This window comes from Vibrio sp. 1CM7H (assembly GCF_023161645.1).
Lineage (GTDB): Bacteria > Pseudomonadota > Gammaproteobacteria > Enterobacterales > Vibrionaceae > Vibrio > Vibrio diabolicus.
Window position 1 is genome coordinate 600,535 of the sequence record NZ_JALNTV010000003.1, and the last position, 25,015, is coordinate 625,549.

Here is a 25,015-nt window from a genome sequence, read left to right on the forward strand (position 1 = left end):
GTCTCCATTTGGCTGGTGAATACTTTTTGATTAGAGTTTACTGCTAGATATGTGTGGTTTAGTCAGGATTATTGGTTTTTTTGCTACATTTTTATGGCAAATTACTTCAATGATTGCTAATGTGTGCCGCAGTCTTTGTAAGGTTTTAGGCTTTTGTGCTCAGAAAATGCACTAAAAAAATCTAAAACTCTGACCGTTCCAGGCCCTTACAAAGAAGTCATGGATGCTAACGAAAAAATTTGGAGTTTTACGCATGTATAAGAATAAAATCACGCGCGCTTTATTTATTGGTGCTGGTCTTTCTCTCGCTTTAGCTGGTTGTGGCGAAAAGCCTGCAGAGAAACAAGCTGCAGAGCCTGCTCCGGCTCCAGCCCCTGAAGCTAAATCTGATTCTAAAGAGCCAAAACTTGCTGCTGTTCAAGAATTGGTGCGTGGTAACGGTACAGAAGTTGCGACAATAGACCCTCATAAATCTCAAGGTGTTCCAGAATCCCACGTGATTCGCGATCTTCTTGAAGGCCTAGTAAACCAAGATGCGGACGGTAACACTATCCCTGGTGTTGCAGAATCTTGGGAAACTGAAGACAACAAAACATACACTTTCCACCTACGTGAAGACGCAAAATGGTCTAACGGTGATCCTGTTACTGCAGGTGATTTTGTATACAGCTTCCAACGCGCAGTCGACCCAGCAACCGCTTCTCCATACGCTTGGTACATGGAATACACCAAGATGAAGAACGCAAAAGACATTGTTGCGGGTAAAAAAGACAAGAGTGAGTTGGGTGTTAAAGCGGTTGACGACCACACGTTAGTGGTTGAGCTAGACACTGCTGTACCATACTTTGTGATGATGATGGGCCACACAACAGTGAAGCCTGTTCACCAAGCAACCGTTGAAAAGTTCGGCGATCAATGGACGAAGCCTGAGAACTTTGTAGGTAACGGTGCTTATGTTGTTGACAACTGGGTTGTAAACGAGCGTTTAGTTCTAAAACGTAACGAACAATACTGGGACAACGAAAACACGACGCTTGATCAAGTTACTTTCCTACCAATCGAAAACCAAGTAGCGGAAATGAACCGCTTCCTAGCAGGTGAAATCGACTTCACGAATGAACTGCCTACAGAGCACTTCAAGCGTTTGAAGCAAGAGCATCCAGAAGACGTGTCTGTATCGGGTAACTTATGTACTTACTACTACATCTTCAACACGAAGAAAAAGCCGTTTGATGATGTTCGCGTACGTAAAGCGATTTCTTATGCGATTGACCGTAATATCGTGACTGATGCGATCCTAGCACAAGGTCAAAAGCCAGCTTATTTCCTAACGCCTGAAATCACGGCGGGTTTCAACCCAGAAATCCCTGCATACGGCAAAATGACGCAAGAAGAGCGTAACGCTGAAGCGGCGCGTCTATTGGAAGAAGCGGGTTACGGCGCAGACAACCCTCTTGAATTTAACCTTCTATACAACACGTCAGAGAACCACAAGAAACTTGCGGTTGCACTGGGTTCAATGTGGAAGAAGACGCTTGGTCTAGACGTTACGCTAGAAAACCAAGAGTGGAAAACTTACCTATCTACCAAAGATTCTGGCAACTTTGAGGTTGCTCGTGCAGGTTGGTGTGGCGACTACAACGAAGCTTCATCTTTCCTAACGCTGATGATGAGTAATAACACTACTGGTGGTATTCACTACGACAGCAAAGAGTACGATGCAATCATGAACAAAGCATTTGCTTCAACTTCTGACGAAGAGCGTCAAGCGCTTTACCTAGAAGCAGAGAAGTTGATGGCAAAAGATATGCCAATCGCACCTATCTACCAGTACGTGAAATCACGTCTACTATCACCGAAAGTTGGTGGCTTCCCAGTCAATAACGCGGAAGACAAGATTTACTCTAAAGATCTCTACATCACAGAGTAATTCGTAACTCGATAGAACTATAAAAATGAGGCTCTACATGTGAGAAATTGCATGTAGCGCCTATCTTTAGTCCAAAAGAATTGGACGACTTCTTTAATTTAACTGTCACAGACTGAAAGAGTGAGTTTATGCTTAAATTCATCGCAAAAAGGATATTTGAGGCGATCCCAACAATGTTGGTTTTGATCACCGTATCTTTCTTTCTTATGCGCTTTGCACCGGGAAACCCTTTCTCGACAGAGCGTCCATTGCCACCCGAAGTTATGGCAAATATCGAAGCTAAATATGGCTTGGATAAACCTGTATTTGAACAATACACCACGTATTTGACCAATGTTATCCAAGGGGATTTCGGGCCGTCATTTAAATACCTTGATTACTCGGTTAACGAGCTGATCGCGGTAGCCTTACCGGTTTCGGCTAAAGTGGGCTTCATCGCCTTTATCTTTACCCTGATTATGGGGGTTACCGTCGGTACCATTGCTGCGCTCAAGCAGAATACTTGGATTGATTACACCATCATGTCGACAGCGATGCTCGGCGTGGTAATGCCTTCTTTTGTATTGGCACCTGCGCTTATCTATCTATTCTCGCTTCACTGGAATATCTTCCCTGCGGGCGGTTGGCAAGATGGTAGCTGGCAGTATTTAGTGCTTCCTGTCATTGGTATGTCACTACTGTATGTTGCAACCTTCGCTCGTATTACGCGTGGTTCGATGATCGAAACCCTAAACAGTAACTTTATTCGTACGGCTCGTGCTAAAGGTCTAAGCTACCGTTACATTATCATCAAGCACGCTCTTAAGCCGGCACTTCTCCCTGTTGTTTCTTACATGGGTCCTGCTTTCGTAGGTATCATCACCGGTTCTGTTGTTATCGAAACCATTTTTGGTCTACCAGGTATTGGTAAGCTATTCGTTAATGCTGCGTTTAACCGTGACTACTCGCTAGTAATGGGTGTAACCATCCTGATTGGTTTCCTATTCATTTTATTCAACGCGATTGTAGATATTCTACTTGCAATGATTGACCCGAAAATTCGCTACTAACAGGGACGTTTGGTTATGTTAACGAAAAAAGAAAACCTAGAAGCGATTGAGAAGTTCTCCGAAAACTTGGAGATTGAAGGTCGCAGTCTTTGGCAAGATGCTCGTATCCGTTTTATGCGCAACAAAGCGGCAATGGTGAGCTTATTCCTTCTTGTTCTAATGACGTTGGCGGTGATTATTCTGCCAATGATCGCACCGCACACCTTTGATGATACTGACTGGTACGCGATGCACGTTGCACCGAATGCTGACCATTGGTTTGGTACTGACAGCCTAGGCCGTGACTTATACGTGCGCACGCTAATCGGCGGTCGTATTTCGTTGATGGTGGGGGTCATGGGTGCCTTTGTAGCCGTACTGATTGGTACGCTCTATGGCGCAGCATCTGGTTTTATCGGCGGTAAAGTTGACCGTGTGATGATGCGTATTCTAGAAATTTTATACGCGGTACCGTTTATGTTCCTAGTTATCGTACTTGTGACATTCTTCGGTCGTAACATCATGCTGATCTTTGTCGCGATTGGTGCTATCGCATGGCTAGATATGGCGCGTATTGTACGTGGTCAGACACTCAGCTTACGTAGCAAGGAGTTCATCGAAGCTGCACACGTGTGTGGTGTTAGCAACTGGAAAATTATCACTCGTCATATCGTGCCGAACGTACTGGGTATTGTAGCGGTATACTCCACGCTGCTTATCCCAAGTATGATTCTAACTGAATCATTTCTATCATTCCTTGGTCTTGGTGTTCAGGAACCAATGACAAGTTGGGGCGCTCTTCTACAAGAAGGTGCACAGACAATGGAAGTAGCAATCTGGCAGCTGGCATTCCCAGCAGTGTTCATGGTTGTGACGCTATTCTGCTTCAACTACGTTGGTGACGGCCTGCGCGATGCGCTGGATCCAAAAGACAGATAATTAAAAGATAAGATTAAGGAAGCAATGATGAGCTTATTAGATGTCAAAGATCTGCGCGTCGAATTCACCACGCAAGATGGTATAGTAACCGCAGTAAACGATTTGAACTTCTCTCTCAACCAAGGCGAAACCTTAGGTATCGTTGGAGAATCGGGATCAGGTAAATCTCAAACCGTATTCGCAATCATGGGCCTGTTGGCTAAGAACGGTATTATTTCTGGTAGCGCAAAGTTTGAAGGCAAAGAAATCCTAAACTTACCAGAAAAAGAACTGAACAAAGTGCGTGCGGAACAGATCGCAATGATCTTCCAAGACCCAATGACATCACTGAACCCTTACATGAAAGTAAGTGATCAGTTGATGGAAGTGCTTATGCTGCACAAAGGCATGGGCAAAGCGGAAGCATTTGAAGAATCAGTACGCATGCTGGAAGCGGTGAAAATCCCTGAAGCGCGTAAGCGTATCACGATGTACCCGCATGAGTTTTCAGGCGGTATGCGTCAGCGTGTAATGATCGCGATGGCGTTGTTATGTCGTCCTAAACTGCTTATTGCCGATGAGCCAACAACAGCACTTGATGTGACGGTTCAAGCACAGATAATGGACCTGCTTAATGAGCTTAAAGACGAGTTCAACACTGCGATCATCATGATCACGCACGACCTTGGTGTTGTTGCAGGTTCGTGTGACAAAGTGCTGGTGATGTATGCAGGTCGTACGATGGAGTACGGCAACGTAAACGAAATCTTCTATAATCCAAGCCACCCTTATGCAGAGGGTCTGCTGAAGGCGATTCCTCGCCTTGATACGGAAGGTGAAATTCTGCCAACCATTCCTGGTAATCCACCAAACTTGCTTCGTCTACCACCGGGCTGCCCTTATCAAGAGCGTTGTCACCGAGTGATGGATCGTTGTAAGCGTGAAGCGCCAATTCTGACTCCATTTGGTGATGGCCGTCAGCGCGCATGTTTTTCTGAATGGGAGGCTTGGAACAAATGAACGCAGTAGATAAAAAGCTAATTCTGGACATTTCAGAGCTGAAAGTTCACTTCAGCATTGCGTCAAAATCGGCATGGCCTTGGTCAAAGCCTTCAAGCCTAAAAGCGGTTGATGGGGTGAACGTTCGACTATACGAAGGGGAAACACTTGGTGTAGTAGGCGAGTCAGGTTGTGGTAAATCGACGTTTGCGCGCGCCATCATCGGTCTTGTTGAAGCGACGGATGGCGAAGTAGTTTGGTTGGGTCAAGATCTAACTAAGATGAAAGACGTCCAACGTCGTGAAACGCGTAAAGAAATCCAAATGATTTTCCAAGATCCTTTGGCATCTCTTAACCCACGTATGACGGTTGGCGACATTATTGCTGAGCCTCTTGAAACGTTCTACCCAGAACTGTCTAAGCAGGAAGTGAAAGACCGCGTTAAAGAAATGATGGCGAAAGTGGGTCTACTACCAAATGTGATCAACCGTTATCCGCATGAATTCTCGGGTGGTCAATGCCAGCGTATCGGTATTGCGCGTGCGCTTATCCTTAAGCCTAAGATGATCATCTGTGATGAACCCGTATCGGCGCTTGATGTATCTATTCAAGCTCAGGTTGTTAACCTGCTTAAAGAGATTCAAAAAGAACTAGGCCTTTCTCTGGTATTCATTGCGCATGATTTGTCAGTGGTTAAACACATCTCAGATCGTGTTTTGGTCATGTACTTGGGTAATGCTGTCGAGCTCGGTGAGGCGGAGGCGCTGTTTGCTGATCCTAAGCACCCATATACACGCGCATTGATGTCAGCGGTTCCGATTCCGGACCCGAACATTGAACGCAGTAAGAAAATCCAAATGCTGGAAGGCGACCTTCCTTCGCCGATCAGCCCACCATCGGGTTGTGTGTTCCGCACTCGTTGCCCACAAGCAACCGAAGAGTGTGCGAAGACAAAGCCAACGATTCAAGGCAACGACGTTCACGCGGTATCTTGTTTGCACGTCAGTGTATAAATTCAGCCTGTGACGGGCTTAAGCGCGACACCTTCATCGGGTCGCGCTTTTTTTATGCATCTGATTTATACATTCGAATTTCTTGAACATGATGTCCTAAGTTCAGTGATTTTCTGTTTGATAGGAAACGCTAATATAGACATAAACAGAATGAGAGGAGCGCAATCATGGGTAAGTTAGTCGAAGGTGTTTGGCATGACGTCTGGTATGACACAAAATCAAATGGTGGCAAATTTGTGCGTGAAGATGCCGGATTCCGTAACTGGGTTAAAAACGAACCTGATGCGGAGTTTAAACCAGAGTCTGGTCGATACCATTTGTATGTCTCTCTTGCTTGTCCTTGGGCACACCGAACGCTCATCTTCCGCAAGCTGAAAGGCTTAGAGCCCCATATTGATGTCACGGTTGTTTGCCCTGATATGTTAAGCCAAGGCTGGCAAATGGGGCTTCCTGAGCCACTATTTGGTCACACTCGTATGCACCAAATCTACACGCAGGCCAAACCAGATTACACAGGCCGTGTAACTGTGCCTGTGCTTTGGGATAAAAAGACCAATACGATAGTGTCGAATGAGTCGTCAGAAATTATTCGTATGTTTAACTCGGAGTTCAATGCGTTAACAGGAAACCACGATGACTATTATCCAGAACAGCTAAAGCATGTTATTGACGAGTGGAACGATTTTGTTTATCCAAACGTCAATAATGGAGTGTATCGCTGTGGTTTTGCGACCACGCAAGAGGCATATGAAGAAGCATTCGATTCTTTATTTGCTGCGCTAGATAAAATCGATTCGCACCTAGCGACGCATCGTTATTTAGCGGGGAATACTATTACTGAGGCTGATTGGCGTTTGTTTACGACTCTGATCCGTTTCGATGTCGTGTATGTGGGCCACTTCAAATGTAACAAGCAGCGCATCGCAGACTACGAAAATATTCAAGGATACTTAAAAGAGCTGTATCAAGTCGAAGGCGTCGAAGAAACCACGGATTTCTACCATATTAAACGTCACTACTATTTCAGCCACACCGGGATTAACCCGACGCAAGTCGTACCCAAAGGGCCTGATTTAGACTTAAACTCTCCTCATGGAAGAGAAATAATTAGCTAGTTTGCTGCCTCCATCAGAAATGAACAAGTACTTAACGGTAAGCAATGTCGTTAAGTACTTTTATGCCAACTAAATACTAGGAGTAGGAGAGTGACTTTTAAGTGTGCGCTCGTCTTACTTAGCGCGCACGACGTCCATCACTAATTTTCCGTCGACTTTTACAGGTCCATCTTCTTTGGCTCCGAGTGTATATTCAAATACGCCAGTCTTCATTCCCCCGTTTTCTCCGTGGACCATTAGCATCAGCATGTCGCCAGACTCAACCGGTTCCATCAAAATTGCATTCACGTTCTCATTCTGTCCCATCTTTAGTGGGGCATAGCCGATAACAGGGCCAGGCTTCATTGATTCGTCTGTTCGGTGGACTACCATCCATTGTCGTCAGCATGAGCCATTTTTGCGGTTACCGTTCCTCCGGACATATCTTGATCAACGCCTTTAATGCTTGGGGCAGAAAAGCTGAATGAAGAAAAACTGAACAGAATTGCAGCTAAACCAAGCTTTAGCAGTGAGTTGTTGATGGAGTTGTTCATATGTATTCCTTACTTATGTGTGAGTTTGCGTAATTGCAGTCCATCTTCGTTACGTAGTTCTAGTAAGAAAGTTCAGTTGAAATGTAAATAATGCTGATAAATTGAACAGGGAGGATCGCTTCGTTCTATTACGTTTTGGTGGTAGATAAAAGAATAATGAAATTATAAGACGCAATGGTAAGCAGGGAACCGGGGCCATTTTCTGATTATCCTCTCATCGTCACAGCTTCTTACCCATATTCAAATAAACTAATGATATAACAACCGCTTTTTAACGGGGTGATGCATGGATATCAATGAGTTTGTCAGTGGCGAGCATCTAATTTGGAATCTGCTTATTGCTCTATTACTAGGGGCAATTGTTGGCACCCAACGTGGCTGGGTGATGCGCAATAGCGTAGAAGGCAGTCGTGTAGCAGGCATTCGTACTTTTTCTTTAGTCGGTTTACTCGGTGGTTTAGTTGGCATTCTCGCCAACATCTATACACCTTTACTCATTGGTTTTGCGCTTATCGCTTTAGTCATCCTCACTTGCATCGCTTTTGTTATACAGCAGAAAAAGAGCGGAGATGTGAGCATCACTGGCGTGGTTAGTATCATGGTGGTGTTTGTTCTGGGTAACCTTGCCGTGTCGGGTGAGGCTGTTTTAGCTGCAGCAGCGGCCGTCATAACCGCTGTGGTGCTCGATAACAAAAGAGAGCTACATCAAGCACTACAAAAACTGCAAGAGTATGAGTTAGACGCAGCACTGCGTTTATTACTTATCTCGATAGTCATGTTACCACTGTTACCAAATCAATCTTACGGCCCTTGGCGTGCACTTAACCCGTATGAGATTTGGTGGATGGTTGTGCTGATCGCTAGTATCTCTTTTGTCGGTTATTTTGCGATAAAGATCGGCGGGGCGAAGCGAGGTATTTTGTTTACGTCTGTATTTGCGGGGCTTAGCTCTTCGACAGCATTAACATTGCAGTTTTCCCATCTTTCTCGTGAGCAAGCGAGCATCAGCCCGTTACTCGCTAGTGGTATTCTTTTGAGCTGCGGAACCATGTTCCCTCGTTTACTTATCGTACTGTCTGTTATCAATCCACAATTAGTGAAACTGCTTTGGCCAATTGTGATGGCGATGATGGTTGCGCTGTACATTCCGGCATGGTGGATTTGGCGCAGAAGTGAAGTTGAGCAGATTGAGCAATCAAATAAGCAAACGAACCCTCTTGCTTTGCAGTCGGCACTGTTCTTTGGCCTCGTGTTGGCGGTGATTATGCTGCTTGCTCATGCTTTGTCTGACTGGTTCGGCAACGCGGGTGTGTTGATCCTTTCTGCTTTATCAGGGATTACTGACGTTGATGCGATCTCGTTAACCCTCGGACGTCAAAGTACGCAAACATTAAGCGTGACCACTGCTGCGTTAGGCATTTTGATCGCCGCTTCGGTTAATACCATTGTGAAAATGGGGATGGTCATCGCGATAGGGGATAAGAAGCTTTGGCACCGAATCGCACCAGTGATGACAGGTGGTGTTGTGGTTGGGGCTGGGGTATTTATGGCGCTGTATTCGTAAGAGCGTATTAGTACTATTGCTCATAGCCTCTTTGCTGTGTGGCCAACAAGAGAAAAAGCCCTCGACGAATCGAGGGCTTTGGATAGTTGTCCAACTAGATGTCAGAAGCGATTATTTAGCTTCTTGGTCTGCTTGGATTGCTGTTAGAGCGATTGTGTACACGATATCGTCTACTAGCGCGCCACGAGACAAGTCGTTTACAGGCTTGCGCATACCTTGCAACATTGGACCGATAGAAACTAGGTCAGCTGAACGTTGTACCGCTTTGTAAGTCGTGTTACCCGTGTTTAGGTCTGGGAATACGAATACTGTCGCTTTACCTGCTACTGGAGAGTTAGGCGCTTTAGACGCTGCCACGTTTTCCATGATAGCTGCGTCGTACTGTAGAGGACCGTCGATCACTAGATCAGGACGCTTCTCTTTCGCGATGCGAGTTGCTTCACGTACTTTATCAACGTCTGCACCCTTACCAGATTCACCAGTAGAGTAAGAGATCATAGCAACGCGAGGGTCGATACCGAATGCTGCTGCAGAGTCAGCAGATTGGATAGCGATTTCAGCAAGCTGTTCAGCAGTTGGATCTGGGTTGATCGCACAGTCACCGTAAACCAGTACTTGATCAGGCAGAAGCATGAAGAATACTGAAGATACGATAGACGCATTTGGTGCAGTCTTGATGATTTGGAACGGAGGAACGATAGTGTTCGCCGTAGTATGAACAGCACCAGAAACTAGGCCGTCAACTTCGTCGTTCTCAAGCATCATTGTGCCTAGGAATACTGAATCTTGTAGCTTCTCACGAGCCACAACTTCAGTCATGCCCTTCGCACCGCGCAGCTCAACTAGACGAGCAACGTAGTTTTCACGAACAGCATCGGCATCGATGATGGTTACGCCAGTACCTAGCTCAACGCCTTGTTGAGCTGCTACGCGACGGATTTCATCTGGGTTACCTAGAAGCACACAGTCTGCAATGCCGCGTTCAGCACAGATTGCTGCCGCTTTAACAGTACGTGGTTCGTCACCTTCTGGAAGAACGATACGCTTGCCTGCTTTACGAGCAAGTTCAGTTAGTTGGTAACGGAACGCTGGTGGGCTTAGACGACGAGACTTCTGAGTACCTTCAGTCATTGACTCGATCCAGTTACCGTCGATGTGACCAGCAACGTGCTCGTTGATGAACTCGATACGCTCTTTATCGTCTGCAGGTACTTCGATGCTGAAGCTCTGTAGGTTTAGAGATGTCTGCCAAGTGTTACCTTGTGCTTTGAAGATAGGTAGACCAGTGTCGAACGCTGGTTTACATAGACCTTCGATTTCGCGAGGGATGTCGTAACCGCCAGTTAGCAGTACAGCACCAATATCCACACCGTTCATTGCAGCAAGAGAAGCAGCAACGATAACATCAGGACGGTCTGCAGAAGTAACAAGTAGAGAGCCAGGTTTGAAATGCTCAATCATGTTTGGCAGAGAACGTGCACAGAAAGTGATGCTCTTGATGCGACGAGTGTTGATGTCACCTTCGTTGATGATATCTGCTTTCAGGTGCTTAGCCATGTCGATTGCACGAGTCGCAATCAGATCAATGCTCCATGGCACACAACCTAGTACACGAATTGGAGAAGTGTTGAAAATTTCCATCACTTTCAATTCGTTTTGTTTCGCGCTGTCTGCATCGTCAAAGATTTCAGATAGGTCAGGGCGAGTACGGCCAGCTTCGTCAACAGGAGCGTTTAGCTTGTTGATGATAACGCCAGAGATGTTTTTGTTCTTAGTGCCGCCGAAGTTAGAACATGCTACTTCGATACGCTCTTTCAGTTGCGCAGGGTTATCAGTACCTGGAGTCGCAACTAGCACGATTTCTGCACCAAGTGTTGCTGCGATTTCCGCGTTTACTTGGTTTGCAAATGGGTGCTTACGAGTAGGTACAAGACCTTCGATTAGCGTAACGTCTGCGTCTTTGTTGATTTGGTTGTAACGTTCAACAACGGTTTCTAACAGCTCGTCCATGTTGTCGTTACCGATTAGGCTTTCAGCAACAGACATCGCCATTGGTTCACCGATCTTCATATCGCTGTTGTGGCCAACGATAGTTGAAGTCAGATCTGGCTGATCACCACCTGAACGTGGCTGACAGATTGGCTTGTAGAAAGAAACTTTAACGCCTTTACGCTCCATAGCGCGAAGAACACCCATGCTAACGCTTGTTAGGCCAACGCCTGCGCTAGTAGGGATAAGCATAATAGTACGAGACATTCGTAGAGTACCTTTAGCTATTTGGGGGATAAAAGCTCAACTCTTATTCCATGAAGCTCGAAGAATAGGAGTTGAGCCCCTAAGAAATTCGTTTGAATGAAAATCTGGCTAGCCGAGTGGCTAGCCAGTAATTCAATTAAAGACCTGTCAGGCGTGCAGTGTCTTCAGCGATGACTAGCTCTTCGTTAGTAGAGATAACCATTGCAGGGATACGGCTGTTTTCAGTCGTGATAACGCCTTCGCCGCCGAAGCGAGCTTTAAGGTTAGCTTCGCTATCTACTTCGATACCGAAGATGCCAAGACGGTTTAGAACCATTTCACGGATAGGGCCAGAGTTCTCGCCGATACCGCCAGTGAAAGTGATTGCGTCTAGACGACCGTCCATTGAAGCAGTGTAGCCAGCTACGTACTTAGCTAGACGGTGGCAGAACACGTCCATTGCGCGTGTTGCTTCTTCTTTCTCACCGTAGTTGTCTTCAACGAAACGACAATCAGAAGTCACTTCAGTTAGACCTTGAAGACCAGACTCTTTAGTTAGCATCGTGTTGATTTGATCAACAGAGTAACCTAGAGCGTCGTGCAGGTGGAAGATGATCGCAGGGTCGATGTCGCCACAGCGAGTACCCATTACTAGACCTTCAAGTGGAGTAAGACCCATAGAAGTGTCTACAGATTGACCGTTCTTGATTGCACATACAGACGCGCCGTTACCTAGGTGACAGTTGATGATGTTTACTTCTTCAACTGGTTTGTTTAGTAGGCCAGCAACTTCACGAGTGATGAACAAGTGAGAAGTACCGTGCATACCGTAACGACGGATACCGTGTTCTTTGTATAGGTTGTATGGAAGAGCGTATAGGTAAGACTCTTCAGGCATAGTTTGGTGGAACGCAGTGTCAAATACAGCAACGTTTTTCAGCTCTGGGAAGTTTTTCTTAGCCGCTTCGATACCGATGATGTGGGCAGGGTTATGAAGAGGTGCAAATGTTGCAGCGTCTTGAATACCTTTTAGAACTTCATCAGTGATTAGTGCAGATTGAGTGAACTGCTCGCCGCCGTGAACGATACGGTGACCGATTGCGCCTAGGTTAGCTTTAAGCTCTGGCTTAGAAGCAAGAATAGTTTCTACCATAAACGCTAGTGCTTCTTCGTGAGCTGCACCATTGCCTAGTTGAGCTTCGTGCTTGCCATCAAGTTTCCACTTGATGCGAGCTTCAGGAAGGTGAAGACACTCAGCAAGACCTGATAAGTGCTCGTCGCCGTTCTCGGCATCAACAACGGCAAATTTAAGAGAAGAACTACCGCAGTTTAAAACTAAAACTAGCTTAGACATGTATGACTACCTGTTATTCGTCTGATAAAAAATCAGTTAAAGAATGAAAAATTAATCACAAGAATAGCCGATACCCAGAAGGCTGCGTACTAATCCTGGTCAAAAATTGTTCTAATTCCATATAAAGAAATAGTGATGAACCCATCCATCACTATGATGCGATCCGTGCAGATAGATATCTCGGAGTTGCTTAAATTGTAAATAACAGCAACAATGAGATTGAGGGTCTGCAAAGGATAGCGATAATAAGCAATGATAACAAAAAAAATTTGAAAGAATATTAACTTTCATCAATTTTTTGTACCTTCAGTTGAAATGTTCAACTATTTTTTAGTGAGAGAGCGGTATGAGTAATAAAGTCGGATTGATCCATAGCCTGAAAGATGGCCAGAATTACATGGAGATCTGGCCGGTTCGTAAAGAGCTAAGCGCCATATTTCCGGAACAGCGTATCATTAAGGCGACTCGCTTTGGCATTAAAGTCATGCCAGCCGTCGCTGCGATCAGCGTACTCACTCAAATGGCATTCAACAATTACCACGCGTTACCTCAGTCTATTGTTGTCGCCTTGTTTGCGATTAGCTTGCCACTCCAAGGGATTTGGTGGCTTGGTGCTCGATCCAACACGAAATTGCCGCCTTCTCTGGCGTCTTGGTATCGGGAGCTGCATCAAAAAATTGTGGAAACAGGTTTTGCACTAGAGCCTGTTAAAGCTCGCCCTCGTTATAAAGAGCTTGCGATAATACTGAACCGAGCGTTTCGCCAGCTCGATAAGTCGTCACTAGAGCGTTGGTTCTAATTTAAATTGTTTGAAATGGAGTGTGCACTAGCCGCTCCATTTTTGATCCTGCCTCTATTACCTACTTTGACGGTCGTTGATGAAGCGAGCGAAGCTTTGTTTACCAAAGATTCTTTCCGGATGAAGAAGTCCCCCGATCACAAATGTTGCTTTAGTGTTAAATCTTTCTTTTCTTTACTAAGACTTAGTAGTAATAATAAAAACAAGATGCGCAAGAAGTGCACAGTTATACGAACACAACATTACCCCCTTCAAACATTTGAATTCACGAGTCGATATTCATGTTGAATGCTCGCGAAACAAGGACGAAGTCACATCAAGGAGTTATGATGAAAACGAAACGTTTATTAGCCACTGCCGTTCTATCTGCTACTGCTATTTTCTCTTCTGCCAATGTACTGGCCGCCACTGCAACCGTTGCAGTTTCACAAATTGTCGAACACCCCGCGTTAGACGCGACGCGTCAAGGATTGCTTGATGGTTTAAAAGCGAAAGGCTACGAAGAAGGCAAAAATCTAGAATTTGATTATAAGACCGCACAGGGTAACCCTGCGATTGCAGTGCAAATTGCCCGTCAGTACGTCGGCGAAAATCCTGATGTGTTAGTGGGTATCGCGACGCCTTCGGCACAAGCCTTGGTGTCGGCAACGCGCTCTATTCCTGTTGTCTTTACTGCGGTAACAGATCCGGTCGGTGCGAAATTGGTTAAGTCGATGGAACAACCAGGCAAAAACGTAACTGGCCTGTCTGATCTTTCACCCGTTGCTCAGCATGTCGACCTCATCCAAGAAATTCTCCCTCAGGTGAAAAGCATCGGGGTTGTATTTAATCCCGGTGAAGCTAATGCCGTGACTTTGGTTGAACTGCTAAAAGAAAGCGCAGAAGCAAAAGGCATACAAGTGGTTGAAGCGACCGCACTAAAAAGTGCTGATGTTCAGTCTGCGACTCAAGCGATTGCAGCGAAATCAGACATTCTTTACGCCCCAACAGACAATACAGTTGCAAGTGCGATTGAAGGGATGATTGTGGCAGCGATTCAAGCGAAAAAACCTGTCTTTGGTGGTGCGACGTCATATGTCGAAAAAGGAGCAATTGCAGGCTTAGGTTTTGACTACTACCAGGTTGGTGTGCAAACCGCTGATTACGTGGCGGCGATTCTTGATGGTCAAGAACCAGGCAAATTGGATGTAAAAGTCGCGACGGGATCTGACCTCGTAATTAATGAAAGCGCGGCATCTAAGCTCGGTATCAAGCTGCCAAGTTCTGTGGTTGAACGTGCGACAAGCATGCAATAAGTAACGCTTTTTTGGGTTAAGCCTGTCACATTGGTTGGTAGATGCTTGCCCCAAAATTGATACTCGCCGGACTTCTCGTGCAGAGCACTCTGCTAAAGAAGAAGGGAGTATACGTTAGAAGTCTTAAGTTCAGGTTGGTATTAGCCAGCCTGAACATGCAGAAAGGAGCAGTTATGTCTGCATTTGCTTTTTTTGGCGCACTCGAAATTGGCTTAATTTATGGCCTAGTTGCCTTGGGTGTGTATCTTACGTTTCGTGTTCTCGATTTCCCCGATTTGAGTGTGGATGGCAGCTTTCCAATGGGAGCGGCGGTGGCTGCAACGGCGATTGTCGCAGGTATTAATCCTTGGCTTGCGACAATAATGGCGATGATAGCCGGTAGTATGACGGGTTGGATAACCGCTTTTCTGGCTGTTCGATGTGGTATTTTGCACCTGTTAGCTTCCATTCTTACCATGATCGCGGCATTTTCAATCAATATTCGTATTATGGGCAAACCTAATATGGCGTTGCTTGGAGAGGATACGATTCTCACGCCGTTTGAAGCCTTGGGCGATCCGATGTTCATTCGTCCTCTGGTTGTTGGGGTCTTAGTTCTTTTGTCCGCTTTCTTTGTGATTCGCTTGCTCAACAGCGACTTTGGTCTTGGTTTACGAGCCACGGGCGTGAATGCGCGTATGGTTTCTGCGCAAGGGGCGAGCACTGGTTTTTATACCTACTTTGGGTTGGCTTTATCCAACGGTTTTGTCGGATTCGCAGGCGCGTTGTTTGCACAAACGAACAGCTTTGCAGATGTGACCTCTGGCGTGGGCACCATTGTGGTTGGTTTGGCTGCTGTGATTTTGGGCCAGACCCTTATTCCCGGGCGAAAAATTTGGGTTGCGGTATTTGCTGTCATCATCGGTTCGGTACTTTATCGTCTTGCAGTGGCTTTCGCTTTGAGCTCTGGCATGTTTGGTTTACAAGCTTCAGACCTCAACCTGGTTACCGCAGTATTGGTGGCTGTGGCGCTTATTGCTCCAAAGCTAAAACAGAGCATGAGAGCGAAACAACGCGTTACTGATGCTAAACAAGCGGCATCAAAAAATGGTTCTGGGGAGGCGTTATGATTGAACTTAATAACATTCAGGTCACGTTCAACCCTGGGACGATTTTAGAAAATCGTGCATTGAAAGGCGTCTCTTTAGAGGTTCCAGAGCATCAATTTCTTACCGTGATTGGTTCTAATGGCGCAGGAAAATCGACGTTGCTTGGTGCGGTGACAGGTGAGACGCCGATGATAGGTGGTCAGGTGATCATTGATGGCAAAGACGTCACCAAGCAGACGGTAGCCCAGCGTGCGACGCAATGCGCACGAGTGTTTCAAGATCCATTGGCCGGAACCTGTGGAGAGCTAACGATAGAAGAGAACATGGCTTTAGCGTACATGCGTGGTAAAAAACGCAGTTGGGGTTTGGCGCTTTCAACTAAACGTCGCAAGCTGTTCCAAGAGCGAATTAGCATCCTAGGGCTTGGCTTAGAAGATCGTCTGGGCGATAGCATTGGCTTACTGTCCGGTGGACAACGACAAGCTGTTAGCCTTGTGATGGCGACGTTATCGGAGAGTAAGTTGTTACTGCTTGATGAACACACGGCTGCGCTTGATCCTCGTATGGCGGCGTTTGTTATCGACTTAACTAAACGTATTGTCGATGAGTTCGATTTAACCGTGATGATGGTGACGCATTCGATGAAAGACGCATTAGCATGTGGCGATAGGACCGTAATGCTTCACCAAGGTAAAATTGTGCTTGATGTGGCTGGAGAGCAGCGCGCTAACATGCAGGTACCAGACTTGTTGGATATGTTCTCCAAAGTGCGTGGTGAAGAGCTTGCAGATGACAGTCTCTTGTTGAACTAAGCGGTATCCGACAAGTCACTACGCCTACTAAGTGTGATCCTCCTTGGGAAAATTGGCTTATATGTCAACTCGCAAGGAGGATTTCTTGTCTCTCATTCTTCAATAACATAGTGGCATATCCGATGACGAGGAGTGCCCATAATGAACCTGCCATTTATTTTTCATAGTCAAACCATTGATGGTTTAGCTTTTAATCACGAGCAAGTCACAGTCAGACTGAAAACCGAGACATTGGATTTTGATTCCGTATATGTGCGTCTTGAGCCGGACAATGAAGAATGTCTGGTCGACATGACTCAAGTAGGAACTGCTGGGGAATTGTTACTATGGGAAGCATCGTTCCGCCCAAATCGAGATCGAGATGTCACACATTATGTGTTTAAGCTTCTCAAAGATGGACAACAATACTGGCTCGATGCACGAGGCATACAAAAGCGTATTCCACCCAAAGAGTTCCACTTTAAGTTGAATGTAAACCATCAACCACCAAGCTGGGTCCAGGAGCAAGTGTTCTATCAAATATTTCCTGACCGTTTTTCTGCTAGTAAAAGTGAATCTGACATTCGTAAAGCTTATGTTCAGCATGATTCAGAAGCGATCATTAAATCGTGGGGAGAAGCGGTAGGCTCTCACCAAAATACCGGGGCACGTGAATTCTTTGGCGGCGACCTCAAAGGTGTGGAACAAAAGTTGGACTATCTTGAACAGCTCGGCGTTACTGCGCTTTATTTTAATCCGATCTTTTCTTCACCAAGTAATCATAAATACGACACCACCGATTACTTCACTGTTGATCCTATGTTTGGAACCAATGCTCAGTTTGCGGAACTGTGTGAGAAGATTCGCGGTAAGAATATGAAGATTGTCTTAGACGCGGTGTTTAACCACACGTCAGTCCATCATTCTTGGTTTGATATCCAACAAAAAGGAGAGGGGGCGTATGGTCATCCGCAGTCAAAGTTCCGCGATTACTACTTTTTCGAAGACGAAACCAATCATTATATCGGTTGGAAGGGTATTGGTAACTTACCGGTTCTGAACTTCGAAAATGAACAAGTGCGTGACTATATCTATCAAAGCGAAGCATCTGTCATTAAGCACTGGCTTAAGCCTCCATACTCAGTCGATGGTTGGCGATTTGATGTTATTCATATGCTTGGCGAAGGAGAGGGTGCGAAAAACAATGCTCATTATGTTGAAGCGTTTCGCCATGCGACGAAGTCAGTCAATCCGAATGCCTATGTGCTAGGTGAACACTTTTTTGAAGCAACACAGTGGCTGCAAGGTGACCAAGAGGATGGGGCGATGAACTACTACGGTTTTGCTCATCCAGTTCGAGCTTTTATCGCGCAGCAAGATATTATGTATGAACCAATCAACATTGATGGTTTGGAGTTTAAAGCATGGTTGGACGAAGCCAGAGCAAAAATTCCATTTTCGAATCAGCTATCGCAGCTAAATCAACTCGATAGTCATGATACTGCTCGTTTTATCACACTGGTTGATGGTGATAAGCGTAAAATGAACATCGCACTTGCTCTGCTCATGACATACGTCGGTACACCTTGTATTTACTATGGGAGTGAAGTCGGACTAGAGGGAGGGCTGGACCCGGATAATCGTCGCTGTTTCCCTTGGAATGAAATCGAAAACTCAGCATGGCTGTCGATTTACAAGCAATGGATTTCGATACGTAAACAGTACAAGTCTTTACAGTCTGGTAGTATTCAATGGCTGCATTGCGATACCAACGAGCTGGCTTATGCGCGCGTACTTGGAAGTGAAGCGATCGTTGTTGTGATGAATCTAAGTGGCGATGAGTGTTCAATTGACTTGCCTCTGTGGCAACTTGGTTTGGAGGCTGCCCACCTTTCGTCATTGCTGGATGGACGCGAACTTATTGATTATAAGAGTCATATCTCTGTCAATATGTCGGCACAGAGCTGCAAATTATGGCGACTAAAGTGACACCACACTCTATATTGATTAAACTCCTTTAATATATAAACGGTCTCAAACAGCGCGCACTCATTTGTTTGGTCTCTTGTTATCTGGTGCTGTATTGCATGCGTCACCAGATAACGAGTATCAATTTAACAGCTGTCATAAGAGACTATTGACCTTTCATATGCATGGTACTCAATGGTAAACCAAAGGCGATTTAGCCTCTCATTTGTCATCTTTTTTCCTCTGGCACTATTTGTAGTGATTTTACTCGTTACAACGAAAAATTACTATGATGCGGTTAACCGTTATATTGATTCAGAGTATGCACGTATTGATCGTGCCATGTCCCGTGGTATTAAAGTTCTCACCGCCTTAGATTACAGCTTTACTAATTATACGAATTACGCTAACCCATTGTCTGAAGAGCACAATTCTTTAGTCAAAAAGGGGATTTGTTATATTTGGCCGATAGACGTTTTGTTGCTAGAGAGTGTCTATAGTGAGGGGTTACCTGCGGTTGATCTTGATTACATGATAGTGGGCGATGAAAGCTTATGTCAGCAAGGTTCAACGATTAACCAATCAGCTGAACAAAAGGCGGGTTTTGCACCGTCATTGTCTTTTCTGCACGATATTGAATCCCACATCGTTGGTATTCATTACATCGATAAGCGTGGTTACGTTATTTCGTCTCCTGACACGTACGCGAAAAACTTCACTAGAGAGCTTTGGTCAACGCTAAAAGCGCGCCCATTTTGGCAAAAAACCGCACAAGATAAAGTGAACATCACCTTGGCCGGACCTGGGCCGACGTTGGATTCGATGGAAGGTCAAACCATTAGTTTGACAGTGCCTGTTTACGAAAAAGGGAGGCATCAAGGAGTGCTGTCCATTGATTTTGATGTCAATGCGTTGATGGCTTCGTCGCTAGGTCTTGTTGGTAAGTTTCATTTGGTTTCCAATTTACAATCCATTCCTTCAAACAGTACACGGATCAAACCAGTCGAGTTAGAGCGATTGAGTGCGAATCACAGCATGTACTACGAGTACAACCTTTGGGATGAAGCTAAGAACCTAGCGGTTTTCGAAAAATACAGCCTTATTGTTGCGCTCTCTATTTACGTTTTGAGCACAGTCGTATTGTTCTATGTGAATATGCATAGTGAGCGTCGTTATTTCAAAGATCTCGCCGCCAGAGATCCGATGACGAGTTTGTTGAACCGTCGAGGAATGCAAACCGTGTGGCGCAATAAGATGACGAAAAAACAGGTTGCATTAGCAGTGTTCGATATTGATAACTTCAAGAAGATCAATGATACCTATGGTCATGATGTCGGCGATTCTGCGATTCAGCTAGTTGCAAAATGTATACGTGAAAATATTCGCCACACCGATGTCGCCTCAAGATTTGGTGGTGAAGAGTTCGTGTTGGCCATTTACGACGAAGACTCGGAAGGCATTAAGCTAATTCTAGAGCGGGTAAAAAAAGCCATAGACGAACGCTCGACACGCGTGACTAAAGAAGGTTTTACGATCTCTGGCGGTGTGGTGTTCAGTAAAGAGAACCGAGTGGAAAGCTTTGATGAGTTATTTAAAGCGGCGGATGAAAAGTTATATCAAGCCAAGAGTACAGGCAAAAATAAGATTTGCTACGAAGACCTAAGCGCTTAAAGGGCGAGCAGTTCGCCCTTTGCAATACTCGGGTTTTATGCAACCTGAGAATTTAACTCATCACGATAACGTTGAATATGCTCAACAATCGGCGCGGCTTTGTTAAACGTTCGGATTTCTCTGAATAGATCTTTTGCTTCAGGATAGGCCTGACGTAAGTAAGAGAACCATTGTTTTACGCGATTTGGATAGTACAAACCTTTGTCGCCTTTCATCTCAAACTTGGAGTAGTAGATCAGTAGCTCAACCACTTCGGGCCATGACATTGGCTGGTGGTTGTGTTTTACCATATTGCCCAAGTTAGGGATATTGAAAGCGCCGCGGCACACCATCAAAGAGTCAACGCCAGTCGTTTCAATGCAACGTTGACCATCTTCATAATTCCAAATTTCGCCATTCGCAATAAGCGGAATATCAAAACGTTCGCGAATTTGGTTGATGTAATCCCATTTTATCTCAGACGCTTTGTAACCACCCTGCTTAGTCCGAGCGTGAACGGTGAGTTCATTTGCACCAGCAGATTGAATGGCATCAACAATTTCAAAGCAATCTTCAGGGTTTTCCCAGCCAAGACGAATTTTTGCGGTCACAGGAATAGCCTCTGGAACGGCTTCTCGACATGCCTTAACCACACGGTGAATTAGCTCAGGGTGCTGAAGTAGAGCAGCACCGCCCTTACTTTTATTGACCATTTTGGCTGGGCAACCAAAATTTATATCGATGCCTCTAGCGCCAAGGCTTGCCGCTTTAATTGCGTTCTCAGCCATCCAGTTTGGTTCTTGTCCTAACAATTGCACATGTACTGGCACACCTGATGCGGTTTGAGAACCTTGCAACAGCTCCGGGCATAAACGGTGAAATACATGATCGGGCAATAACTGGTCGATGACTCGAACAAATTCCGTAACACATAGGTCATAGTCGTTTATCTCGGTCAGGATTTGGCGCATCAAATGGTCTAAAACGCCTTCCATTGGGCCTAGTACAACTCGCATAGTTTGCCTAATACAGTTTGGTGATAAAAAGGAGGGCGATTGTAGCGATGTAAGCTAAGTTTGTCATTAAAAGACTCAAAGCACTCAATACAGTCAAACTCGCAACTCCCGGTTACGTGCTTTTATGCTCTGAGGTATAATGCCGCCAAATTTATGGGAAACCAGATGTCATGCAATACACATTGATTGAGAAAGGCGAAATTCACATCGATGAATCTTGCCTATTTATCGAAGGCGCAGTGCTCGCTGCGAATCTGACGACAAAACCACTCGCTCCTGAAAAGTGGTTAGAGCCGCTATTAGGTGAAGAATTCAAAGCGATTCAACCGGCAGTAGAAGAGCAAATTCACAAGCAGCACAACCGAATTCAACGAAACGAATATTCCGTGCTAGAGCTAGCAGGCAAGAAACCTGAACAACTTGCTGATTTTGCCGAAGGCTTTATGTCTGTTTGGCCAATGATTGAAGAACAATGGCAAGACGTTGAGCTCAATGATGGATTGCAGCGTATGCTACAAGCATTACTGACCACTTTGATGCTGGCTATCGATGAGTCGGCAACGCAGCAACAGATGCGCGACGCCGGTATTGAAACGCCTCCAGCTCTTGCAGACTTGATCGACCAGCTTGATTTGATGGTCGGTGAAGTGGCGTTAGGTGCGGATGAGTTGATGGTAGGCAATAAGGCTCAAAGCCTAAACCCATTCAAAGGTATCGGGCGCAATGATCCTTGTCCTTGTGAGAGCGGCAAAAAGTTCAAGCAGTGTTGTGGTCAATCACGTGGTTGAGTTAACGTGGTTAAGTTAAATAGCCGCGATGTTTACTCAGTAAAAAGCCGACCATCTGGTCGGCTTTTTTCGTTATCATTTCTCTGAAGGATTAACGAATCGGATTAGTGCGTCTTGCTGGGAAGAATTGTGCGATCACAATTAATGCTAAAGCAATTAAATTGCCAGCGAAAATAACTACTAACCATTGTGGCATTGATAAATCGAGGAATTGCCAAACAATCTTCGAGCAATCGCCGTATGCTTCGAACATCCAAGGAACCCACTGATTAAGCGGAGCCCAACTAGGGAATGTTACGAATAAATCACAAGTCGCGAATGGTGATGGGTTAAACTGATAATCAACGTGCTGCTGAGCAAGCAACAGTCCTTTGTAAGAGCTTAATCCCCAGCCAATCAAACCTAGCCAACGGAAAACTGGGTTATTTGGTGCCATAAGACCAACGATTGCAGCGACACCCACTCCCATCATCGCGACTCGTTCGTAGATACACATGACACATGGTGCAAGCATCATGACGTGCTGAAAATAGAGGGCACATGCTTCAAAGAAAACGACGAATAGCAGAAGCAGCAGCCACGATAAGCGTCCCTTCGAAAACTGGTTAAGTGAATTTAAAATAGTCACGTTTTTGTTCCTGTCTGAAATAGAAAAAGCTCTGAATACTCAGAGCTTTTTAACGTGGATAAGTTTCCTAATCAACTCAAATTTTAGTGACCGCCGGAGACTACGGGAGTCAGATCACCACTATGAGGTAAAATCCAGCCTGCATCGTAGAAAGAAGCCGTTGCAGGCTCTAGGAAGAACATAATGCCCATTAGCCCGACAATCGCAAGAACGATGGTGTAAGGCAGCGCCATGATAACCATTCGACCGTAAGACAGACGAATTAATGGAGCGAGAGCCGAGGTGAGTAGGAATAGGAATGCCGCTTGACCGTTTGGCGTAGCAACAGATGGTAGGTTAGTACCAGTGTTGATAGCAACTGCCAGTAAGTCGAACTGCTCGCGAGTAATGAGACCTTCAATGAGTGCTGTTTTTACTTCATTGATGTAAACCGTACCGACGAATACGTTATCCGACACCATTGATAGTAAGCCATTCGCGACATAGAACAGAGCTAACTGAGTGCCTTTATCTTCAACGGCAAGCACCGCGTCGATAACTGGTTTAAACAACTCTTGGTCGATGATTACCGCAACGATAGAGAAAAATACCGCAAGTAGTGCAGTGAAAGGCAGAGCCTCTTCAAACGCTTTACCCATGGAATGCTCTTCAATGACGCCAGTGAAAGCCGTCGCTAAGATGATCACTGAAAGACCAATTAAGCCTACCGCTGCCAAATGCAAGGCTAATGCCACGATCAACCAAACAGCAATAAGTCCTTGAACCCATAGTTTTGCAACATCTTGATTGGTACGCGTTTTGCGCTCTTCATTGTCAAAGTCAACGAGGATTTGACGAACGTTGTTAGGAAGCTTTGCACCGTAGCCAAACACTTTAAGCTTTTCGACTAGAGCACAAGTAATGAGACCGCAGAAAAATACGGGTAGCGTCACTGGAGACATACGGATTAGGAATTCACCAAATAACCAACCCGCTTGGTCTGCAATAATTAAGTTTTGAGGTTCACCTACCATAGTGGTTACGCCACCTAACGCAGTACCTACACCAGCGTGCATCAACAATGAGCGTAAAAAGGCGCGGTAGTTTTCTAAGTCATCACGCGTTAGCTCAGTGATCGTGTCATCTTGTGTGTGGTCATGGTCACCAATCGGGTTACCTGACGCCACTTTGTGGTAGATAGAGTAGAAACCGATCGCCACACTGATAACAACGGCGATAACCGTCAAAGCATCCAAAAACGCAGATAAAAATGCTGCGGCAAAGCAAAACGCAAGTGATAGAAGGGTTTTGGAGCGAATACCAAGTAAAATTTTGGTAAAAATGAATAGCAATAAATGCTTCATGAAGTAGATGCCCGCAACCATAAATACCAGAAGCAGTAATACTTCAATATTTGCCACCAACTCGTGCTTAACTTGCGCAGGGCTAGTCATGCCGATAGCGATGGCTTCAATAGCAAGTAAACCACCAGGTTGTAATGGGTAGCATTTTAATGCCATTGCAAGCGTGAAAATAAATTCAGCAACCAGCAACCACCCAGCAACAAATGGGTTTATTAGGAAGAATACAATCGGGTTAATTATTAAGAAGGCTATAATGGCAACTTTGTACCAATCAGGCGCTTTACCAAGAAAGTTCTTGATAAAAGCGTTTCCGAGCGATATCGGCATGATAATTCTCTTTATAACAAAATTATGAATAGACACTACAATAGTGCTTAAGTATCTGTTTGTTAGACTTATTAACTAGTCTTTTAAAACAATAACTTAGTAAAACAACAATCCTTTGTTTATTGCAGTCTTGCCAAGTTACTTCCCCTGAACTCAAGCACCGCTCACTTTCGACCGCAAACTCTACACTCAGGCATTTATTAGTCAATAACAAAACGTGATGCTACCGACTAAAATGACTTTTTAAATGTAATAACGCGATCAAAACGGCGTTACTATATCATGAAAGGCTCAAAAAAATCCTCTTGGATTTTAAATGACGGTCAGTGACGAGAAAAGGCAAATTAAGAAAGAATATTAACTGTGATATACAAAGTAATTTTTCATATTTTGAATATAAAATTGTGACGCAGTTGTCTTTATTTCTCCGCAATTTGTGAGCTGTTTAATTAAACGAAAATTCAGATTTTACCGCTTTCACTCGCACGTCAGACCGTCCTAGATTGACATAACATATAGAGTATTAACTCTATATTGTAGAATCGTTTCAATTATTGATCGTAAATTTTCTCAAACCGTTAAGTAGTGGTATGATGAGTAGTATCGACCCTCAGAAATCAATATTGGATAAAA

At 45.0% G+C, this 25,015-nt stretch carries 21 protein-coding genes; 14 read left to right on the forward strand and 7 right to left on the reverse strand.

Annotated elements, in window-relative coordinates:
* Window positions 1-253 precede the first annotated feature (253 nt).
* The 6 genes from MSG33_RS14960 (at window position 254) to MSG33_RS14985 (ending at window position 7,003) form a co-directional block, all read left to right on the forward strand.
* Window positions 254-1,930 (forward strand): ABC transporter substrate-binding protein, encoded by a 1,677-nt coding sequence (locus MSG33_RS14960; RefSeq protein WP_005396644.1) that lies wholly within the window; start codon window positions 254-256, stop codon window positions 1,928-1,930.
* 128 nt (window positions 1,931-2,058) lie between these two features.
* A complete protein-coding gene (gene oppB / locus MSG33_RS14965) occupies window positions 2,059-2,979 on the forward strand; it encodes an oligopeptide ABC transporter permease OppB (protein WP_006742810.1) in 921 nt (306 codons plus the stop codon).
* A gap of 15 nt (window positions 2,980-2,994) precedes the next feature.
* Entirely contained in the window at window positions 2,995-3,897 is a 903-nt protein-coding gene (oppC, locus tag MSG33_RS14970) for an oligopeptide ABC transporter permease OppC (RefSeq protein WP_005396642.1), read from the forward strand.
* Between the two features lie 27 nt (window positions 3,898-3,924).
* On the forward strand, window positions 3,925-4,896 hold the full coding sequence (locus tag MSG33_RS14975; protein ID WP_005396641.1) for an ABC transporter ATP-binding protein: 972 nt from the start codon (window positions 3,925-3,927) through the stop codon (window positions 4,894-4,896).
* Window positions 4,875-5,888, forward strand: a complete 1,014-nt coding sequence (oppF, locus tag MSG33_RS14980) for a murein tripeptide/oligopeptide ABC transporter ATP binding protein OppF (RefSeq protein ID WP_006742812.1) — start codon at window positions 4,875-4,877, stop codon at window positions 5,886-5,888. The genes MSG33_RS14975 and oppF overlap by 22 nt, the downstream gene beginning before the upstream one ends.
* Before the next feature lie 167 nt (window positions 5,889-6,055).
* Complete coding sequence (locus MSG33_RS14985) at window positions 6,056-7,003, forward strand: glutathione S-transferase family protein (protein WP_248381363.1); 948 nt, start codon at window positions 6,056-6,058, stop codon at window positions 7,001-7,003.
* A 114-nt stretch (window positions 7,004-7,117) separates the two neighbouring features.
* Here the strand turns inward: MSG33_RS14985 and MSG33_RS14990 are convergent, their stop codons facing one another.
* Both MSG33_RS14990 and MSG33_RS14995 read right to left on the reverse strand, forming a co-directional pair.
* Window positions 7,118-7,375, reverse strand: a complete 258-nt coding sequence (locus MSG33_RS14990) for a hypothetical protein (protein WP_248381364.1) — start codon at window positions 7,373-7,375, stop codon at window positions 7,118-7,120.
* The gene (locus MSG33_RS14995; RefSeq protein WP_248381365.1) at window positions 7,369-7,536 is read right to left on the reverse strand and encodes a hypothetical protein; all 168 of its coding nucleotides are present in this window, start codon (window positions 7,534-7,536) and stop codon (window positions 7,369-7,371) included. Before MSG33_RS14995 ends, MSG33_RS14990 begins: the two co-directional genes overlap by 7 nt.
* 286 nt (window positions 7,537-7,822) lie before the next feature.
* Between MSG33_RS14995 and MSG33_RS15000 the strand changes: the two genes are divergently transcribed.
* The gene (locus MSG33_RS15000) at window positions 7,823-9,100 is read left to right on the forward strand and encodes a DUF4010 domain-containing protein (protein WP_248381366.1); all 1,278 of its coding nucleotides are present in this window, start codon (window positions 7,823-7,825) and stop codon (window positions 9,098-9,100) included.
* Between the two features lie 111 nt (window positions 9,101-9,211).
* Here the strand turns inward: MSG33_RS15000 and pta are convergent, their stop codons facing one another.
* The gene (pta, locus tag MSG33_RS15005) at window positions 9,212-11,356 is read right to left on the reverse strand and encodes a phosphate acetyltransferase (RefSeq protein ID WP_005396636.1); all 2,145 of its coding nucleotides are present in this window, start codon (window positions 11,354-11,356) and stop codon (window positions 9,212-9,214) included.
* A 136-nt stretch (window positions 11,357-11,492) separates the two neighbouring features.
* Window positions 11,493-12,689 (reverse strand): acetate kinase, encoded by a 1,197-nt coding sequence (locus MSG33_RS15010; protein ID WP_005396635.1) that lies wholly within the window; start codon window positions 12,687-12,689, stop codon window positions 11,493-11,495.
* Between the two features lie 346 nt (window positions 12,690-13,035).
* Between MSG33_RS15010 and yfbV the strand changes: the two genes are divergently transcribed.
* The 6 genes from yfbV to MSG33_RS15040 all read left to right on the forward strand — a co-directional run bounded on the left by yfbV (window position 13,036) and on the right by MSG33_RS15040 (window position 20,301).
* A complete protein-coding gene (yfbV, locus tag MSG33_RS15015; RefSeq protein WP_005380809.1) occupies window positions 13,036-13,488 on the forward strand; it encodes a terminus macrodomain insulation protein YfbV in 453 nt (150 codons plus the stop codon).
* Window positions 13,489-13,817: 329 nt separating this feature from the next.
* Window positions 13,818-14,783: an ABC transporter substrate-binding protein gene (locus tag MSG33_RS15020; RefSeq protein WP_248381367.1), complete on the forward strand. Its 966-nt coding sequence runs from the start codon at window positions 13,818-13,820 to the stop codon at window positions 14,781-14,783.
* Between the two features lie 173 nt (window positions 14,784-14,956).
* Window positions 14,957-15,892: an ABC transporter permease gene (locus tag MSG33_RS15025; RefSeq protein ID WP_005396632.1), complete on the forward strand. Its 936-nt coding sequence runs from the start codon at window positions 14,957-14,959 to the stop codon at window positions 15,890-15,892.
* The gene (locus MSG33_RS15030) at window positions 15,889-16,683 is read left to right on the forward strand and encodes an ABC transporter ATP-binding protein (protein WP_248381368.1); all 795 of its coding nucleotides are present in this window, start codon (window positions 15,889-15,891) and stop codon (window positions 16,681-16,683) included. Before MSG33_RS15025 ends, MSG33_RS15030 begins: the two co-directional genes overlap by 4 nt.
* A gap of 141 nt (window positions 16,684-16,824) precedes the next feature.
* The gene (gene malZ / locus MSG33_RS15035; RefSeq protein WP_248381369.1) at window positions 16,825-18,651 is read left to right on the forward strand and encodes a maltodextrin glucosidase; all 1,827 of its coding nucleotides are present in this window, start codon (window positions 16,825-16,827) and stop codon (window positions 18,649-18,651) included.
* 174 nt (window positions 18,652-18,825) lie between these two features.
* Window positions 18,826-20,301: a GGDEF domain-containing protein gene (locus tag MSG33_RS15040; protein WP_248381370.1), complete on the forward strand. Its 1,476-nt coding sequence runs from the start codon at window positions 18,826-18,828 to the stop codon at window positions 20,299-20,301.
* A gap of 35 nt (window positions 20,302-20,336) precedes the next feature.
* Here the strand turns inward: MSG33_RS15040 and dusC are convergent, their stop codons facing one another.
* On the reverse strand, window positions 20,337-21,296 hold the full coding sequence (dusC, locus tag MSG33_RS15045; protein WP_006742820.1) for a tRNA dihydrouridine(16) synthase DusC: 960 nt from the start codon (window positions 21,294-21,296) through the stop codon (window positions 20,337-20,339).
* Window positions 21,297-21,466: 170 nt separating this feature from the next.
* Between dusC and MSG33_RS15050 the strand changes: the two genes are divergently transcribed.
* Entirely contained in the window at window positions 21,467-22,084 is a 618-nt protein-coding gene (locus MSG33_RS15050; RefSeq protein ID WP_248381371.1) for a YecA family protein, read from the forward strand.
* A 91-nt stretch (window positions 22,085-22,175) separates the two neighbouring features.
* Here MSG33_RS15050 and dsbB read toward each other — a convergent pair whose 3' ends face one another.
* Both dsbB and nhaB read right to left on the reverse strand, forming a co-directional pair.
* Window positions 22,176-22,712: a disulfide bond formation protein DsbB gene (gene dsbB, locus MSG33_RS15055; RefSeq protein ID WP_005396949.1), complete on the reverse strand. Its 537-nt coding sequence runs from the start codon at window positions 22,710-22,712 to the stop codon at window positions 22,176-22,178.
* An 83-nt stretch (window positions 22,713-22,795) separates the two neighbouring features.
* A complete protein-coding gene (gene nhaB, locus MSG33_RS15060; RefSeq protein WP_005396952.1) occupies window positions 22,796-24,382 on the reverse strand; it encodes a Na(+)/H(+) antiporter NhaB in 1,587 nt (528 codons plus the stop codon).
* Window positions 24,383-25,015: the final 633 nt, after the last annotated feature.

Bases quoted from the DNA above. Each gene is read 5' to 3' on its own strand.
- nhaB (WP_005396952.1), bottom strand. From the start codon at position 24,382: ATGCCGATATCGCTCGGAAACGCTTTTATCAAGAACTTTCTTGGTAAA.
- MSG33_RS14985 (WP_248381363.1), top strand. From the start codon at position 6,056: ATGGGTAAGTTAGTCGAAGGTGTTTGGCATGACGTCTGGTATGACACA.
- MSG33_RS15000 (WP_248381366.1), top strand. From the start codon at position 7,823: ATGGATATCAATGAGTTTGTCAGTGGCGAGCATCTAATTTGGAATCTG.
- pta (WP_005396636.1), bottom strand. From the start codon at position 11,356: ATGTCTCGTACTATTATGCTTATCCCTACTAGCGCAGGCGTTGGCCTA.
- oppC (WP_005396642.1), top strand. From the start codon at position 2,995: ATGTTAACGAAAAAAGAAAACCTAGAAGCGATTGAGAAGTTCTCCGAA.
- dusC (WP_006742820.1), bottom strand. From the start codon at position 21,296: ATGCGAGTTGTACTAGGCCCAATGGAAGGCGTTTTAGACCATTTGATG.
- oppF (WP_006742812.1), top strand. From the start codon at position 4,875: ATGGGAGGCTTGGAACAAATGAACGCAGTAGATAAAAAGCTAATTCTG.
- MSG33_RS15050 (WP_248381371.1), top strand. From the start codon at position 21,467: ATGCAATACACATTGATTGAGAAAGGCGAAATTCACATCGATGAATCT.
- MSG33_RS14990 (WP_248381364.1), bottom strand. From the start codon at position 7,375: ATGGTAGTCCACCGAACAGACGAATCAATGAAGCCTGGCCCTGTTATC.
- MSG33_RS15040 (WP_248381370.1), top strand. From the start codon at position 18,826: ATGGTAAACCAAAGGCGATTTAGCCTCTCATTTGTCATCTTTTTTCCT.
- MSG33_RS15030 (WP_248381368.1), top strand. From the start codon at position 15,889: ATGATTGAACTTAATAACATTCAGGTCACGTTCAACCCTGGGACGATT.
- MSG33_RS14975 (WP_005396641.1), top strand. From the start codon at position 3,925: ATGAGCTTATTAGATGTCAAAGATCTGCGCGTCGAATTCACCACGCAA.
- oppB (WP_006742810.1), top strand. From the start codon at position 2,059: ATGCTTAAATTCATCGCAAAAAGGATATTTGAGGCGATCCCAACAATG.
- MSG33_RS15020 (WP_248381367.1), top strand. From the start codon at position 13,818: ATGAAAACGAAACGTTTATTAGCCACTGCCGTTCTATCTGCTACTGCT.
- MSG33_RS15010 (WP_005396635.1), bottom strand. From the start codon at position 12,689: ATGTCTAAGCTAGTTTTAGTTTTAAACTGCGGTAGTTCTTCTCTTAAA.
- yfbV (WP_005380809.1), top strand. From the start codon at position 13,036: ATGAGTAATAAAGTCGGATTGATCCATAGCCTGAAAGATGGCCAGAAT.
- malZ (WP_248381369.1), top strand. From the start codon at position 16,825: ATGAACCTGCCATTTATTTTTCATAGTCAAACCATTGATGGTTTAGCT.
- MSG33_RS14995 (WP_248381365.1), bottom strand. From the start codon at position 7,536: ATGAACAACTCCATCAACAACTCACTGCTAAAGCTTGGTTTAGCTGCA.
- MSG33_RS15025 (WP_005396632.1), top strand. From the start codon at position 14,957: ATGTCTGCATTTGCTTTTTTTGGCGCACTCGAAATTGGCTTAATTTAT.
- MSG33_RS14960 (WP_005396644.1), top strand. From the start codon at position 254: ATGTATAAGAATAAAATCACGCGCGCTTTATTTATTGGTGCTGGTCTT.